This is a genomic window from Streptomyces shaanxiensis (assembly GCF_039537145.1).
In the GTDB taxonomy this organism is placed as follows: Bacteria; Actinomycetota; Actinomycetes; order Streptomycetales; family Streptomycetaceae; genus Streptomyces; species Streptomyces shaanxiensis.
This window is the reverse complement of sequence record NZ_BAAAZY010000012.1, coordinates 808214-823023: the sequence shown is the minus strand read 5'-3', so window position 1 is coordinate 823023 and position 14810 is coordinate 808214. Positions and strand designations below refer to the sequence as shown.

The window sequence follows — 14810 nt, the reverse complement described above, 5'->3', positions numbered from 1 at the left end:
GCTCACAGCGGGACGAAGGTATGCGGACAACGCGGTGGCGCGACGGACGGTTGTCCATCGCGCCACCAAAAGGGGTGAACGGTCGTAACTTTCCCGTGCGGGTCGCGTTTCGTCGCGCTAGGAGATCAAACGCGCACGGATCGTCACACCTGAACGGCTCGGACGGTCACACCACCGTCAACTCCCGTCGCGCGGCCCGCCGCTGGACCGCGATCCGTGGGTCGAGTGCCGGTGCGGCGGCCAAGAGCTGCTTGGTGTACGGGTCCTGCGGGTTGTCGTACACCTCGTCGGCGGGCCCCTCCTCGACGATCCGCCCGCGCCGCATCACCGCGACCCGGTCGCTGACCTGCCGTACGACGGCGAGGTCGTGCGCGACGAAGACGAGCGCGAGTCCGAGTTCCCGCTGCAACTCGCCGAGCAGGGCCACCACCTGGGCCTGCGTGGTGACGTCGAGCGCGGAGACCGGCTCGTCGCAGACGATGAGGCGAGGGTCGGCCGCGAGCGCCCGCGCGATGCCCACGCGCTGGCGCTGGCCTCCGCTGAACTCGTGCGGGTAGCGGTCGTAGTGCGCCGCTTCGAGCCCCACGCGCTCCAGCAGTTCCCGCACGCGCTCCCGGATGTGCTCCTCGTCGCGTTCACCACGCGCGCGGAGCGGGTCGGCGATCGACTCGCCCACGCTGCGGCGGGGGTTGAGGGAGGAGACGGGGTCCTGGAAGACCATCTGCACCGCGGGATTCACGCCCACGCGCGCGTGCCCGTCGTGACGGGCCTCCCCCGCCGTCGGCTCCAGGAGGCCGACCAGCATGCGACCGAGCGTCGTCTTGCCGCTGCCGCTCTCCCCCACGATCCCGAGGGTCTCGCCGCGGTGGATCGTGAGCGACACGTCGTCCACCGCCGCGAACACCCGCTTCCCCCGCCCGAACTCCCGCCGCAGGCCCGTCGCCTCCAGGACGACCTCGGAAGGCGCCTCCCCCGTCCCGGAAACGGCGCGCGGCACCTCCACCCGCGGGACCGCGCCGAGCAGTTCGCGGGTGTACGGCTGCTCGGGCGCCCCCAGTACATCGGCGACCGGCCCGTGCTCGACCGCGCGCCCGTGCCGCATGACGAGCACCTCGTCGACGCTCTCGGCGGCGACCCCTACGTCGTGCGTGACGAGGAGGAGCCCCATGCCGGTCTCCTCGCGGAGGGTGTGCAGGAGGTCGAGGATCTGGGCCTGGACGGTCACGTCGAGCGCGGTCGTCGGCTCGTCCGCGATCAGCAGATCGGGTCCGCAGGCCAGCGCCATCGCGATGAGCGCGCGCTGCCGCATGCCGCCGCTGAACTCGTGCGGGCGGGACCGGGATCGCCGTACCGCGTCCGGAATGCCGACCCGGTCCAGCACCTCCACCGCACGCGCGCGTGCCGCTCGCCGCGACACGCGCGTGTGCGCGCGATGCACCTCGGCGATCTGGTCGCCGATCGCGTAGTACGGGTCGAGGGAGGACAGCGGGTCCTGGAAGACCATTGCGGCCTTTCCGCCGCGCAGCCGTCGCAGTCCCTCGTCCGACGCCTCCCGCACGTCGACCCCGGCGACCTCGACGGCACCTCCGACCCGCGCGCCCGTGCCCCGGTGCAGCCCCAGCAGAGCGGAGGCGACGGTGGACTTGCCGGAGCCGGACTCGCCGACGAGGGCGAGGGCGGCGCCCTGTTCCAGCCGGAAGGAGAGGCCGTCGACCGCGCGCAGGGACCCGAACTCGACCGTCAGGTCCGTGACGTTCACCAGGCTCATGTGAGCACCACCCGTCGGTCGGCCACCGTGTACAGGACGTCTGCGACGACGTTGGCGACGACCACGAAGAAACCGATGACCAGGACCATGCCGACCACGACCGGAAGGTCGACCACATTGACCGCGTGGACCAGCTCCCGGCCGATGCCGGGCAGGCCGAAGAGGGTCTCGGTGAGCACCGCGCCCCCTACCGCGCTGCCGAAGTTGTTGGCGTTGAGCGCGATGACCGGCGCGAACGCCCCGCGCAGCGCGTGCCGCCCGATGACCGACCGCTCGCTCACGCCGTACGCACGGAAGGTCCGGATGTGGTCCTCGGCCAGCGTCTCCAGCATCGCCGCCCGGGTCAGTCGGGCGAACGCGGCGGCCTCGATCAGGGCGAGCGAGAGCCAGGGCAGCAGCAGGTTCCACGCCCACTGTTCCGGGTCGTCGGTGAAGGCGACGTACTGCGGGAACGGCAGCAGTTGCAGCTGTCCGCAGACGACGATCATCAGGACCAGGCCGATGACGAAGACCGGCGTGGCCACGCCCGCGAGCGTGATGCCGGTCAGCAGCCGCTCGGTGAGGCGCCCCCGCCGCCACGCGGACAGGACGCCGGTGCCGACACCGAGCACCAGCCACAGCACCATCGCACCGAACACGAGCGACAGGCTGACCGGCAGCTTCGCCAGGATCAGCTGGGTGACCTGCTGGTCGCTCTGGTACGACAGCCCCAGGCAGGGCGCGGAGCAGTGCTGCACCGCGGTGCCGGTCGAGTAGTCCTGGCCGGCGACGAGGCCCTCCAGGAAGTGCCAGTAGCGCACGTACAGCGGGTCGTGGAGGTGCAGTTGCTCCGCGACCTGCTGCACCTGGGCGGGCGAGCAGCGCGGGCCGCAGGTGATCTGGGCGACGTTGCCGGGGGTGACGTAGAAGACGACGTAGACGATCACCGAGATGGCGAACAGGGTGACCACGGCGCCGACGAGGCGGCGCAGGGCGAACCCTCCGAAGCCGTTCATGCCTTGGCCTCCCTCTTGCGGCCCGTGCCGACGCGCAGCCGCGAGGCCGCACGCGGGTCGAGCGCGGTGCGCACGCCGTCGCCGAGGACGGTCAGCGCGAGGACGGTCACGAAGAGCGCTCCGGCGGGCAGCAGCAGGTACTGCGGGGCTGCCTGGTACCAGACGTCGGCCGCGGTCAGCATCTGTCCCCAGGACGGCGTCGGCGGCTTCACGCCGACGCCGAGGAAGGACAGGGCGGCCTCGACGGTGATGTTGACCGGGACGAGCAGCGCCGCGTACGTGATGACCGGTGCGGCGACACCGGGCAGCAGTTCACGGCGGGCGATCCGCCATGGGCCCCAGCCGCTGAGCCGGGCGGCGGAGACGTAGTCCAGCCGCTTCAGGCTGAGCGTCTGGGCGCGCACGATCTTCGCGATGCTGCCCCACCCGATCAGACCGATCACGAGGGCGACCAGCACGGGCCGCGGGAAGCTCGCCGGCACGATCGCGAGCAGCGCCAACGACATGATCATCAACGGCATCGCCACGATGATGTCGGTGAACCGGCTCAACAGTTGATCAACCCATCGGTTCCCGAGCGCGGCCGCGACGCCCACGACGACACCGATGACGACCTGGACGACGGTCGCCGCGAGCGCGACCCCCAGGGAGACCCTGGCGCCGTACACCAGCCGCGCGAACAGGTCCCGCCCGGTCTGCGGTTCGACGCCGAGCCAGTGGTCGGCGCTCACCCCGCCGAACGACCCGATGGATACGCCCCCGCGCGCGGAGTCCACCAGGGACGGGTGGTACGTGGTCGGGTCCTGGCCCTCGATCGCGGTGAGCAGCGGCGCGCCGAGCGCGACCAGGACGAGCAGCGCGACGACGACCGCCGCGACGAGGGCGGCACGCTGCGTGCGCAGCCGCCGCCAGAACTGACGAGCCCCCGAAGCCCCCGGGGCGGACACCCCGGGAGCCTCGACGGCGAGAACTGCCTCACTCACGGCGCTACTTCACCGCGGCCTGGGAGATGTCCAGTACGCCGGTCCAGTCACTGATCACGACGTTCTTGATGTCCTTGCCGACCAGCCGCTTGTAGACCGGGTGGAACAGCGGCACGGTCAGCGCCTGCTCGCCGATCTTCTTGTCCAGCGCACCCCACCGCGCGGCGGCGGCGTCAAGGTCGGTCAACTTGTTGATCGCGTCGATCTCGTCGTTGACCGACTTGTCGTTCAGCAGGCCCGTGTTGAAGTTCGCGCCCTCCTTGACGATCTGCCGGCCGTCGAAGATCGGGGCGAGGAAGGGACCGCCGGAGGGCCAGTCGGCACCCCAGTGGGCGAGGAAGAAGCCGGGCTCCGTCTTCACGTTGTGGATCTTGTCGGAGTAGTCGTTCTCCTCCAGGCCCTGCAGCTTGACCGTGATGCCGGCCTTCTTCAGCGCGTCCTGGATCGCCGTCGCGATCTCCGGGCTGGTCTCGAAGTCCTTGGCGTTGGAGTGGGTCAGGGTGACGGTCAGCCCGTCCGCGTAACCGGCCTCCTTCAGCAGCTCCTTGGCCTTGGCCGGGTCACCGGCCTTGCCCGCCGGGAAGTGGTCGTACGGCGTGTAGCCGAAGGACTTCTGGTCCGGCAGGAAGGTGGTGGCGGGCTCGGCCAGCGCGGAGCCACCCGCGGCGTTGACCACGGACGACCGGTCGATGGCGTAGGAGATCGCCTGCCGCACCTTGGCGTCGTCGAACGGCTTGATCGTCGGGTTGAACGCGATGTAGTTGGTGTAGCCGAAGTGCCCGGTACCGACGCGAGCGGCCAGCTCCTTGTCACCGGTCACCTTCGCCAGCTCGGCCGGCCCGAGGTTGGTGTCCGTGGTGACCGCGGCCGCGTCCGCGCCCTGGGACGAGGACAGCCGCTGGTTGATCACGGACGAGTCGAGCCCGGACCGTACGTCGATCCTGTCGGGGTACGCCTTGCGCTCGGCGTCCGTCGAGGCCGACCAGTGCGTGTTGCGCTCCAGGACGAGATGCTCACCATCGTTCTCGTTCTTGACGACCTTGTACGGCCCCGACGAGACCGGGTGCTCCTCGTACTTCGTGCCGGTGTCCTTGTCCTTCGGCACCGGCGTGAACTGCGTCTGCGTGGCGAGATACGGGAACTCGCCCTCGGGCTTGTCGAGATGGAAGACGATCGTCCGCTCGTCCGGCGTCTCGATCGCCGACAGGCCCTTCTTGTCCTTGTACGGCCCCTGGTAGTCGGCCGCACCGACCAGCCAGTCCCTCAAGTACGGGGCGCCACCGGACAGTTCGGGCGCGAAGCTGCGCTCGATGCCGTACTTGATGTCGGCCGAGGTGATCTTGGTGCCGTCCTCGTACTTGAGACCCTCCTTGAGGGTGTACGTCCACACGGTGGCGTCCTTGTTGGGGCGCCCGGTGTCGGTGGCGAGGTCGGGGACGACCTCGGCGCCGGCCTCACCGTTCTCGCGGTTGCGGGTGGTGAGGGTGCGGAACACGAGGGACGGAACGTTTCCACCGCCCGAGGTGTACAGGCGGGCGGGGTCGAAATCCTGCTGCGGATTGCGGTTCAGGACCGTGAGCGTGCCGCCCTTGTGGGGCGTGGAGTCGCCACCGGCGCCCTTGGCATCGTTGTCCTCAGGCCCGCAGGCGACGGCGCCCGCTGCCACGACCAGGCTGACGGTTGCCGCGGCCAGGCGGCGCGCTATGACGGACGGTTGACGCATCGGAGACGACCTCTCGGAATGATGAGTCTCGAATGGCGAGACGGATTGACGAGGAGTGAGACAGAAAAGGGCAGACGTCCGCCCCGGCGTCAGGTCGTCGAAACCCCTGAACGAGCCGCGGGATCAGAGGCCCGTCGGCGACTCACAGGAGTGGCAAGAAAGAAGGTCGCGACGCGAACGCCAGGGGGCGAGCGTCAGCGACAGTGAATGTCGGCCACGCACAGAGCGGTCACACCGATGAGCGCCAGCTCGATGGCGGCGCGAGCGGAGGTGTGACGGGTCGACATGTGCAGAAATATGTACGAACAAGCTGCACATGTCAATGTGACGTGTGAGTCACCCGTCAACTCCCGGGGTAAGCCCAGGGGTTGGCCCGGCAGTGGATCCCGTTGTGGTCGAGGAACTTGGTCTGCTGCTGCATGACCGGTGCGAGATCGCCGTCCTTGTCGCAGGTGACATGGGGGAAGCCGAGCCGGTGGCCGACCTCGTGGTTGATCAGCATCTGCCGGTACGCGTGTATCCGATCACCGTATGTCTCCGACCCCTGCGCCCACCTGTACGCGTTGATCATCACGCGCTCGGTGGCGGCCGAGTTGCACGACACGTTGTCCTCGGTGGTGTCGAGTCCGGACTTGGCGCACCAGTCGGCCGTCGTGCCCGGGCTGGCCAGTGTGATCACGAAGTCGGGCTCGCCGGAGTAGATGCGCTCGAACGTGCGGGCGCCGTTGTGGGCCCAGCTCCGGTCGTCGTTGAGGGTCTTCTGCACGGCCTCGGCGAAGAGTTCGGCGTCGAGTCCGAGCCCCTGTTCCACGTCCACGCGATAGGTGGACTTGTCTCCCGTGCCGGGCGCCTTGGCGATCCCCGGGACCGCGTCGAACTTCCCCGAGCCCTTGAGCGTCGCGTTGAGCTCGTACTTCTGGCCCATCGCCTGCTCGTACGTCAGCGGCGTCGCGCTCGGCGAACCGGACGGCGTCGGCCGCCCGTCCCCGCGCGAGGGCGCGTCTCGGGCGTCCCGCGCCTGATCCGTGGCGGACTGCGACTGTACGTCGCTGTCGTCCCGCCCCTGCGCGACCTGCCCGGCGACCACGACGGCCAGCACGGTGACGACGGCGGCGGCCGCGATGCCGGTGAAGGCCCGGCCCTTGGCACCCTTCGCCGGCACGGGCTCGCCGGTCGGCGGGGCGTCGTCGTGGTCGGTGTCGTTCGGAACGCCTACGCCGGTCCCGGTGTCCCAGTCGGTGACGGAGCCGTACGGGTCGGCGGCGTGCGCGGAGTCGGACGTACGGGGCGCGAAGAGGTCGGCGTCCTCGCCGAAGGCGTCGAGGTAGTCCTGCCGGGGCCCGTCGGACGCCGGGGCCCGCCGCGGCCTCGGCAGGGGAACGCCGGTCGCGGGCGGAGCACCGGCCGGCGCGGGACCGCCCTGGGCAACCCCGGCCCGTCCGCCCAACTCACCCCAGCCACCACCGGGTTCACGCTGCTCCGGGTGGCCACCGCGGATCAGGGGGGTGCCGTGGGCGGGAGTCCCGTCCTGGAGGCGGGGGACGCCGTGGGCGGGGGTGCCGTCGGGGAACCTCGATATGCCATGCGCGGGCGTACCGTCACGAAACTGCGGTATGCCATGCGCAGGCGTGCCGTCAGGAAACCGCGGTATGCCATGCACGGGCGTGCCATCGGGCAACCTCGGAACGCCATGCGCAGGCGTGCCGTCAGGAAGCCTCGGGATCCCCTGCCCAGGCGTGCCGTCCTGGAAGCCGCGCCCTCCGTACGGCGGCGCCCCACCCGTCGGCATCCCCTGCCGGCCCGGCGCCTGACCCGGCACCCGGCGACCGCCTGGACCACCAGGACCGCCAGGACCGCCAAAACCGCCGGAGCCACCAGGACCACCCGGCGCACCGGGCTGCGGCCAAGCGGCGCCCTGACCCGCCCCCGGCGCCGTACCCGGCCGGGAAGCCGGGACCCTGCCAGCGCCTGTACCCGGCGCGGACGGCCCGCGCCGGTCCGCGCCGGCCTCCGGCTGTGCTCCCCGAGAGCCCTGTCGTGCAGTTTTGTCCGCGCTGTCGCGTTTCGCGGCGGAGCCGCGGCGGCTGTGGCGTCCCACGTCGCGCCTCAGCTCCCCGCGCTCTCGGTGACGGCGTCGTCCTCGCCCGGATTCCGAGTCGCGCGCCCACCGGCGACCTGCCCGTCGGCCTCCGGCTCCCCCGACCGCGCGAGGAGTTCACGGAACGCCCGGGCGACCACCTCCGGGTACTCCATCATCGCCACGTGCCCGGCCTCCGGCAGGCTCACCAGACGGGCGTCACGGAAGGTCCGCGCCGCCTTCTGGCACATGCGGTAGCCGACGAGCTGGTCCCGGCCGCCGTAGATGAGCAGCGTCGGCGCGAGCACCCTCTCGGCCTGGCGCCACAGCGCGTGCTGGCCGCCCAGTGTGTAGGAGTTGACCAGCCCGCGCGCGGACCGTGTCATCGCGTCCCAGAAGTACGGCAGTTGCATCCGCCGTTCCATCTCCTCGACCGCGTTGCGGAACCCCTCGGACGTCACCCGCGCGGGGTCGCCGTAGCAGAGGTGCAGTACGCCGCGGACCCGCTGCTCCGCCGTCCACTGCCGGGTGAGGCGGGTGAAGAGCGCCGTCACGCCGGGCACCGCGAGCAGCGCCGTGGGCACGGCGGTGCGCTGGACGCGGATCTCCGGCAGCGCGGGCGACACGAGGGTGAGCGTACGGACGAGGTCGGGGCGCACCGCGGCGACCCGTGTCGTGACGGCGCCGCCGAGCGAGTTGCCGAAGAGGTGGACGGGACCGCGGTCGGAGGCGTCCAGATAGCGGATCACCGCGCGTGCGTGCGCGGTGATCGAGTAGTCGCCGTCGTCCGGTGGCGGCGAGTCGCCGAAGCCCGGCAGGTCGACGGCCTCGCAGTCGACCTGCCCCTCGAGCTGCTCCATCAGGGCCGACCAGTTCTGCGAGGAACCGCCGAGTCCATGGACGTACAGCGCGGGCGGCAGCCCCTCGCGCGCGGGTGGTCTCGAACGCACCGTCAGCGTGATCCCCGGCAGCCCGACCGATCGCAGGCGCTCCCCCTCCGCGACCCTGACGGTCGCCACCTTGGGCAGCACATTGGCGGCCGGCACGGACGGCAGCTCGGTCGAAGACATGCGGCAATGTTACGAGACGATCACGTCATGGTTCATGTGTTCGCCGTCACAAGTCGACACGTACATGGCAAACATTCGGTCATGCGGCACCCGCCCGAATCGCCCACAGATACCCCGCGGATCGCATAGCGTCCGGAACCGGTGTCTCCTAGGCTCGTACGCAGGGCACCCGTATGTGGACCCCTGCTTCACCCAGGGACGTTGTGCCCCACGGGGATGTTCTAGGAAGGGAGCCCGCCATGGCCGTCGATCCCAGCGACCCCGAGACGTTCACGGACGACGAGACCGAGGAAGCCCAGGAGTTCGACGTCGAGGCCCCCCCGGCCGACGCGGCCGAACAGCAAGCCGACGTCAGGCCCGACCGCGACGACCGGCCGACCGGCGCGAACCAGGACCGGGCCAGCGAGGCCGATCTGATCGAACAGGCTCGCGTGGTCTCGATCGATGAGGACGACTACCGGTGACATTTGGGCACACTTGTGGGCCCGTTGAACAAGAAAGAGAGCGTTTGCTGCCCGTTTCACACCGGTTTAAAACATTCTGTGCGACTTTCGTCACCGTCCGGTCCGTGAAATTCTGCGCTCGCACCGCGCACACCGGGGTTACCGAAAAGTACGATGGCCGCGCGGCGCACACCGCATGTGGACGACTTTGGGAGGCGGCGTGACAGCCATCGAGCAGACAGAGGCGGCACGCCCGCGGGGCACTCGCCTGCCGCGCCGTGCCCGACGGAACCAGCTCCTGGGCGCCGCCCAGGAGGTATTCGTCGCGCAGGGCTACCACGCTGCCGCGATGGACGACATCGCCGAGCGCGCCGGCGTCAGCAAGCCGGTGCTCTACCAGCACTTCCCGGGCAAGCTCGACCTCTATCTCGCGCTGCTTGACCAGCACTGCGAGTCCCTGATCCAGGCCGTACGGCACGCGCTCGCGTCGACGACCGACAACAAGCAGCGCGTACGGGCCACGATGGACGCGTACTTCGCGTACGTCGAGGACGACGGCGGAGCCTTCCGCCTGGTCTTCGAGTCGGACCTGACGAACGAGCCCGCCGTGCGCGAGCGCGTCGACAAGGTCACGAACGAATGCGCCGAGGCGATCTGCGAGGTCATCGCCGAGGACACCGGCCTCTCGCGCGCGGAGTCGATGCTGCTCGCCTCCGGCCTCGGCGGTCTCGCCCAGGTCGTGGCCCGCTCCTGGCTGCACAGCGACCGCAGCGTTCCACGCGATCAGGCGGTACAGCTACTGACGTCCCTGGCCTGGCGCGGCATCGCGGGCTTCCCGCTGCACGGCATCGAGCACCACTGAGCGCCGGGCATCACTGACGTACGCGCGTGTGCGGGGCGTTTGTTCCCGTCCGCTGTTCGCTCCTGGCGTTCTTGGGCGGAGGGTGTACGTCCCCTCACCGGGCTAATGTGTGCTGGGTACGGCGCGGAAGGTCGCGCACTTCACTGACCGTCGGAGGGACATAGCCGTGGAGGTCAAGATCGGCGTGCAGCACGCGCCCCGCGAGATCGTTCTGGAGAGCGGTCAGAGTGCCGAGGAGGTCGAGCGGGCCGTGTCCGAGGCGCTGGCCGGAAAGTCTCAGCTGCTGACCCTCGTGGACGAACACGGCCGCAAGGTCCTGGTCCCGGCCGACCGTCTCGCATACGTGGAGCTCGGTGAGCCGGCCCCGCGCAAGGTGGGCTTCGGCGCGCTGTAGCAGGCACCGGCAGACAGCCGAGACGGCAGGGGCCCGGCGACCTTGAGTCGCCGGGCCCCTCCCGTTTCTCCGCTGTTTCCTCCCCCGATGAGGCTTCTCCACAGATGGAGCACAAGTCGATCACAGAGGAGGATTGCATTCCGCAGGTCAGGGGTATGACGGGCTACGACCGTTTCGAGCAGGCCGGCCATGTGGGAGGGACCCCAACATGCTCTTGGAAGCGCTCAGTTCCGCCATCCTCGGACTGGCCCTGGCCTGGGCTGTCGCCCACCGCATGCCGCACCGCCTGCCCGCCCGCTCCCTCGTCCTGCCGACGGGCGTCGCCGGTGGCCTTTTCGGCGCCTTCATCACGCACACCGCGCTCGACTTCGGCAACCTCTTCGTGATCCTCATCGGCGCGGCAGTCGTCTCCGCCGCCTCGCTCTCCCTGCTGGTACGCCCCGCGGGAAGACTGAGCCGTCACTCGGCGACCGCGTAGACCCCGACAACGACCGGCCGCCGGAATCCTGACGGTCACTTCTGATCGCCGGGCGCGTATCTCTCAGCCCGTCCGGCGTTTGAGGACGAGGCCCGTTCAGGGCCGAAGGCGGGGGTCTGGGGGCCGCAGGCCCCCAGAGCGGGGCGGCGGCGCTACGCCGCGAGCCCCAGCGCAGCCATCCGCTTGGTGTGCGCCTCGGTGATCCGCGAGAACATCTTCCCGACCTCCGCGAGATCGAACCCGTCCGCGACCCCGCCCACGAGCATCGTGGACAGCGCATCCCGGTCCGCGACCACCCGCTGCGACTGCGACAGCGCCTCGCCCATGAGCCGCCGGGCCCACAGCGCGAGCCGCCCGCCCACCCGCGGATCGGCATCGATGGCGGCCCGCACCTTCTCCACGGCGAACGACGCGTGCCCGGTGTCGTCGAGCACGGCCAGCACCAGACCCCGGCTGTCCGAATCCAGCCGAGCCGCGACCTCCCGGTAGAAGTCACTGGCGATCGAGTCGCCGACGTACGCCTTGACGAGCCCTTCCAGCCAGTCCGAAGGCGCCGTCTGCTTGTGGAACCCGTCCAGCGCGGCGACGAACGGCTCCATGGCCTCCGTCGGCTCGGCCCCGATCTCGGTCAGCCGGTCCCGCAGCTTCTCGTAGTGGTGGAACTCGGCCGACGCCATCTTCGCCAGCTCCGCCTTGTCCGCCAGCGTCGGCGCCAGCTTGGCGTCCTCCGCCAGCCGCTCGAACGCCGCCAGCTCCCCGTAGGCCAGTGCGCCCAGCAGGTCCACGACAGCGGCCCGGTACTGCGGATCGGCGGAGGCCTGCGCCCAGTCCTGGGCGGCGACCCCGGTGTGTTCGACGGTGGAGTCTGCGGTGTCAGAGGCGTCAGGGGTGTTGTCAGGCGTCGTCATGAAGCGCACAATAGCCCGCTCACCGTGTCACGGAAGTCCCTGGTCAATCACTGTGACGCCGACAACGTGACCAATTCGGCCATCGCATGTGCGCGTTTCCGGGGTATGGTGGTAATGCGCCCGCTGAGTACTCTGACGTATTCGACGGGCCGCACGTTATGAGGATGCCCGGTCGGTGGCCCGATCGGCTCCGACCCGACAGCCCTCCCCGTCCGTACGGCACTCTGCGTACGGAGCCCGGAGGGGGACACCCTCAGCGGTACGAGCGCTAGAGCGTCGGCAGTGGTCCCGTGCCTTACGGCCCGACCGTACGGCAGCCGACGTCCCCCGGCACGGTCCGTCAAAGACCCCCGCGCTCGCCTCGCACCGCGCACACAGAAGAGGCAGCACCCTGACTACGACTTTCCGAGAGCTCGGAATCCTTCCCGAGACCGCCGAGGCCCTTGAGGCCGTCGGCATCGTCAACCCCTTCCCCATCCAGGAGATGACCCTCCCCGTCGCCCTCTCCGGCACGGACGTCATCGGCCAGGCCAAGACCGGCACCGGCAAGACGCTGGGCTTCGGCCTCCCGCTCCTGGAGCGCGTCACCGTCCCCGCCGACGTCGAGGCCGGACGCGCCAAGCCCGAGGACCTCACCGACGCCCCGCAGGCGCTCGTCGTCGTCCCCACGCGCGAGCTGTGCACGCAGGTCACCAACGACCTGCTGACCGCGGGCAAGGTGCGCAACGTCCGCGTCCTCGCCATCTACGGCGGCCGCGCCTACGAGCCCCAGGTCGAGGCCCTCAAGAAGGGCGTCGACGTCATCGTCGGCACCCCGGGCCGACTGCTGGACCTCGCGGGCCAGAAGAAGCTCAACCTCAAGCACGTCAAGGCGCTCGTCCTCGACGAGGCCGACGAGATGCTCGACCTGGGCTTCCTGCCCGACGTCGAGAAGATCATCAACATGCTGCCGGCCCGGCGCCAGACCATGCTGTTCTCGGCGACCATGCCGGGCGCGGTCATCGGCCTCGCCCGCCGCTACATGTCGCAGCCCACCCACATCCGCGCCACCGCGCCGGACGACGAGGGCGCGACGGTCGCGAACACCGCGCAGTTCGTCTACCGCGCGCACAACATGGACAAGCCCGAGATGGTCGCGCGCATACTGCAGGCCGACGGCCGAGGACTGGCCATGGTCTTCTGCCGGACGAAGCGCACCGCGGCAGACCTCGCCGACCAGCTCCAGCAGCGCGGCTTCGCCGCCGGCGCGGTCCACGGCGACCTCGGCCAGGGCGCCCGCGAGCAGGCACTGCGCGCCTTCCGCAACGGCAAGGTGGACGTCCTCGTCTGCACCGACGTCGCCGCGCGCGGCATCGACGTCGAGGGCGTGACGCACGTCATCAACTACCAGTCTCCGGAAGAGGAGAAGACGTACCTGCACCGCATCGGCCGTACGGGCCGCGCGGGCGCCAAGGGCATCGCGATCACCCTCGTCGACTGGGACGACATCCCGCGCTGGCAGCTGATCAACAAGGCACTGGAGCTCAACTTCAACGACCCGCCGGAGACGTACTCCACGTCCCCGCACCTCTTCGAGGAACTGAACATCCCCGCCGGCACCAAGGGCGTCCTGCCCCGCGCGGAGCGTAAGCGCGCCGGGCTGGCGGCGGAGGAGCTGGAGGACCTCGGCGAGACCGGCGGTCGCGGTGCGCGCGGTCGCGGTGGCCGGGGCGGCCGGGACGAGTCCCGTTCGTCCTCCTCGGACCGCGAGCGCCCGGCGCGTACGCCGCGTCGCCGCCGTCGTACGCGCGGCGGAGCCGTGCTGGACGGGACGCAGGCGCCTGCCGCCACCGGTTCCGGTACTCCGGAGGAGACCGCCGAGACCGTGACGGCCGAGTCCGTCACCGCGCCTCGCACCCCGCGCCGCCGTCGCCGTACGCGTGGCGGGGCGTCGGAGCCGACCCCGGCCGTGACGGCCACGTCCGAGGACGCCGCGGAGGCAGCCGTCACGACGGCCGAGGGCCCGTCCCTCGACGCCCCCGAGGAGACCGCGGCCAAGCCGCGCCGCCGCAGGACGCGCAAGTCGGCTGAGCCGACGGCGACTTCGGCGGAGGCCACGGCGACGCCGGAGCCTCAGGCCCCGAAGGTCTCGGAGTCCGTGCAGGTCTCGGAGGCCGTCCAGGCGTCCGAGGTTGCCACGGCCCCGCAGGCCACGGAGTCCGACGAGGCTCCCGCCACCAAGCCGCGCCGCCGCACGCGCAAGGCGACGGCCGCGACGACGACGGCGGAGGCCGCGGTCGCCACGGCCGAGGGCACCACGGAGGCCGTACAGCCGGCTCCGGAGACCGCGGAGGCGCCGGAGTCCAAGCCGCGCCGCCGTACCCGCAAGGCGACCGCCGCCGCGGAGACCGCCGTCGACACGGCCGAGGCCGCCGAGGCCAAGCCCAAGGCACGCCGCACCCGCAAGACCGCGGCGTCCGTCGAAGCCGCCGACATCCCGGCCCAGACGGCACAGGAGCCGGAGGCCGCCGAGGCCAAGCCGAAGGCACGCCGCACGCGCAAGGCGACCGCCGCCGCGGAGGCTGCCGTGGACACGGCCGAGGCCGTGGAGACGGCGCCCAAGGTGCGCCGTACGCGCAAGGCCGCGGCCCCTGCCGAAGCCGTCGTGGACACGGCCGAGGGCACGGAGGCGAAGCCGCGCCGTACGCGCAAGGCAGCCGCGACCGCCCAGGAGCCGGAGGCCGCCGAGGCCAAGCCCCGGCGCACCCGCAAGGCGACGGCCGCCGCCGAGGCCGCCGTCGACACGGCCGAGGCCGCCGAGGCCAAGCCCAAGGCACGCCGCACCCGCAAGACCGCGGCGTCCGTCGAAGCCGCCGGCATCCCGGCCCAGGCCACCCAGGAGCCGACGGCCACGGAGGCCCCCGCCCCGCGCCGCCGTACCCGCAAGGTGGCGGCGACCGTGGAGGCCGCCGACGGCGCGGCCGAGGTGAAGCCCAAGGTGCGCCGTACCCGCAAGGCGACGGCCGCCACGGAGCCCGCGGAGAGCTGATCTCCCGTACGACGGCCCGGTCCCCATCGCGTGGGGGCCGGGCCGTCGGCGTTCCCGGCCCGGCAGCGGCCCACCACGCGC

The 14810-nt window shown here is 71.1% G+C and carries 13 protein-coding genes; 5 read left to right on the top strand and 8 right to left on the bottom strand.

The annotated features are described in order from the left end of the window. Positions 1–166: 166 nt before the first annotated feature. The 7 genes from ABD932_RS26750 to ABD932_RS26720 form a co-directional block, all read right to left on the bottom strand. Complete coding sequence (locus tag ABD932_RS26750; protein ID WP_345016053.1) at positions 167–1768, bottom strand: dipeptide ABC transporter ATP-binding protein; 1602 nt, start codon at positions 1766–1768, stop codon at positions 167–169. Next, positions 1765–2763: an ABC transporter permease gene (locus ABD932_RS26745; protein WP_345016052.1), complete on the bottom strand. Its 999-nt coding sequence runs from the start codon at positions 2761–2763 to the stop codon at positions 1765–1767. Before ABD932_RS26745 ends, ABD932_RS26750 begins: the two co-directional genes overlap by 4 nt. After that, positions 2760–3746: an ABC transporter permease gene (locus ABD932_RS26740; protein ID WP_345016051.1), complete on the bottom strand. Its 987-nt coding sequence runs from the start codon at positions 3744–3746 to the stop codon at positions 2760–2762. The genes ABD932_RS26745 and ABD932_RS26740 overlap by 4 nt, the downstream gene beginning before the upstream one ends. Before the next feature lie 4 nt (positions 3747–3750). Continuing rightward, complete coding sequence (locus ABD932_RS26735) at positions 3751–5469, bottom strand: ABC transporter substrate-binding protein (protein WP_345016050.1); 1719 nt, start codon at positions 5467–5469, stop codon at positions 3751–3753. Between the two features lie 194 nt (positions 5470–5663). After that, a complete protein-coding gene (locus ABD932_RS26730) occupies positions 5664–5756 on the bottom strand; it encodes an Ms4533A family Cys-rich leader peptide (protein ID WP_345016049.1) in 93 nt (30 codons plus the stop codon). Between the two features lie 56 nt (positions 5757–5812). Continuing rightward, a complete protein-coding gene (locus ABD932_RS26725; protein ID WP_345016048.1) occupies positions 5813–7567 on the bottom strand; it encodes a DUF3152 domain-containing protein in 1755 nt (584 codons plus the stop codon). A gap of 8 nt (positions 7568–7575) precedes the next feature. Continuing rightward, on the bottom strand, positions 7576–8616 hold the full coding sequence (locus ABD932_RS26720) for an alpha/beta fold hydrolase (RefSeq protein WP_345016047.1): 1041 nt from the start codon (positions 8614–8616) through the stop codon (positions 7576–7578). A gap of 239 nt (positions 8617–8855) precedes the next feature. Between ABD932_RS26720 and ABD932_RS26715 the strand changes: the two genes are divergently transcribed. The 4 genes from ABD932_RS26715 (at position 8856) to ABD932_RS26700 (ending at position 10793) form a co-directional block, all read left to right on the top strand. Then, the gene (locus tag ABD932_RS26715) at positions 8856–9080 is read left to right on the top strand and encodes a hypothetical protein (RefSeq protein ID WP_345016046.1); all 225 of its coding nucleotides are present in this window, start codon (positions 8856–8858) and stop codon (positions 9078–9080) included. Positions 9081–9279: 199 nt separating this feature from the next. Then, positions 9280–9921 (top strand): TetR/AcrR family transcriptional regulator, encoded by a 642-nt coding sequence (locus tag ABD932_RS26710; RefSeq protein WP_126394903.1) that lies wholly within the window; start codon positions 9280–9282, stop codon positions 9919–9921. Between the two features lie 166 nt (positions 9922–10087). Then, complete coding sequence (locus tag ABD932_RS26705; protein WP_062711803.1) at positions 10088–10315, top strand: DUF3107 domain-containing protein; 228 nt, start codon at positions 10088–10090, stop codon at positions 10313–10315. A gap of 208 nt (positions 10316–10523) precedes the next feature. Next, the gene (locus tag ABD932_RS26700; protein ID WP_345016045.1) at positions 10524–10793 is read left to right on the top strand and encodes a hypothetical protein; all 270 of its coding nucleotides are present in this window, start codon (positions 10524–10526) and stop codon (positions 10791–10793) included. 152 nt (positions 10794–10945) lie between these two features. On the opposite strand, the gene ABD932_RS26695 is transcribed toward ABD932_RS26700, so the two are convergent. Beyond that, complete coding sequence (locus ABD932_RS26695) at positions 10946–11701, bottom strand: ferritin-like fold-containing protein (RefSeq protein WP_284059689.1); 756 nt, start codon at positions 11699–11701, stop codon at positions 10946–10948. 484 nt (positions 11702–12185) lie between these two features. Here ABD932_RS26695 and ABD932_RS26690 point away from each other — a divergent pair, with 484 nt between their 5' ends. Further along, complete coding sequence (locus ABD932_RS26690) at positions 12186–14729, top strand: DEAD/DEAH box helicase (RefSeq protein WP_345016043.1); 2544 nt, start codon at positions 12186–12188, stop codon at positions 14727–14729. Positions 14730–14810: the final 81 nt, after the last annotated feature.

Coding starts and splice junctions, on each gene's coding strand:
- ABD932_RS26695 (WP_284059689.1), bottom strand. CDS start 11,701: ATGACGACGCCTGACAACACCCCTGACGCCTCTGACACCGCAGACTCC.
- ABD932_RS26690 (WP_345016043.1), top strand. CDS start 12,186: ATGACCCTCCCCGTCGCCCTCTCCGGCACGGACGTCATCGGCCAGGCC.
- ABD932_RS26720 (WP_345016047.1), bottom strand. CDS start 8,616: ATGTCTTCGACCGAGCTGCCGTCCGTGCCGGCCGCCAATGTGCTGCCC.
- ABD932_RS26750 (WP_345016053.1), bottom strand. CDS start 1,768: ATGAGCCTGGTGAACGTCACGGACCTGACGGTCGAGTTCGGGTCCCTG.
- ABD932_RS26715 (WP_345016046.1), top strand. CDS start 8,856: ATGGCCGTCGATCCCAGCGACCCCGAGACGTTCACGGACGACGAGACC.
- ABD932_RS26730 (WP_345016049.1), bottom strand. CDS start 5,756: ATGTCGACCCGTCACACCTCCGCTCGCGCCGCCATCGAGCTGGCGCTC.
- ABD932_RS26745 (WP_345016052.1), bottom strand. CDS start 2,763: ATGAACGGCTTCGGAGGGTTCGCCCTGCGCCGCCTCGTCGGCGCCGTG.
- ABD932_RS26700 (WP_345016045.1), top strand. CDS start 10,524: ATGCTCTTGGAAGCGCTCAGTTCCGCCATCCTCGGACTGGCCCTGGCC.
- ABD932_RS26735 (WP_345016050.1), bottom strand. CDS start 5,469: ATGCGTCAACCGTCCGTCATAGCGCGCCGCCTGGCCGCGGCAACCGTC.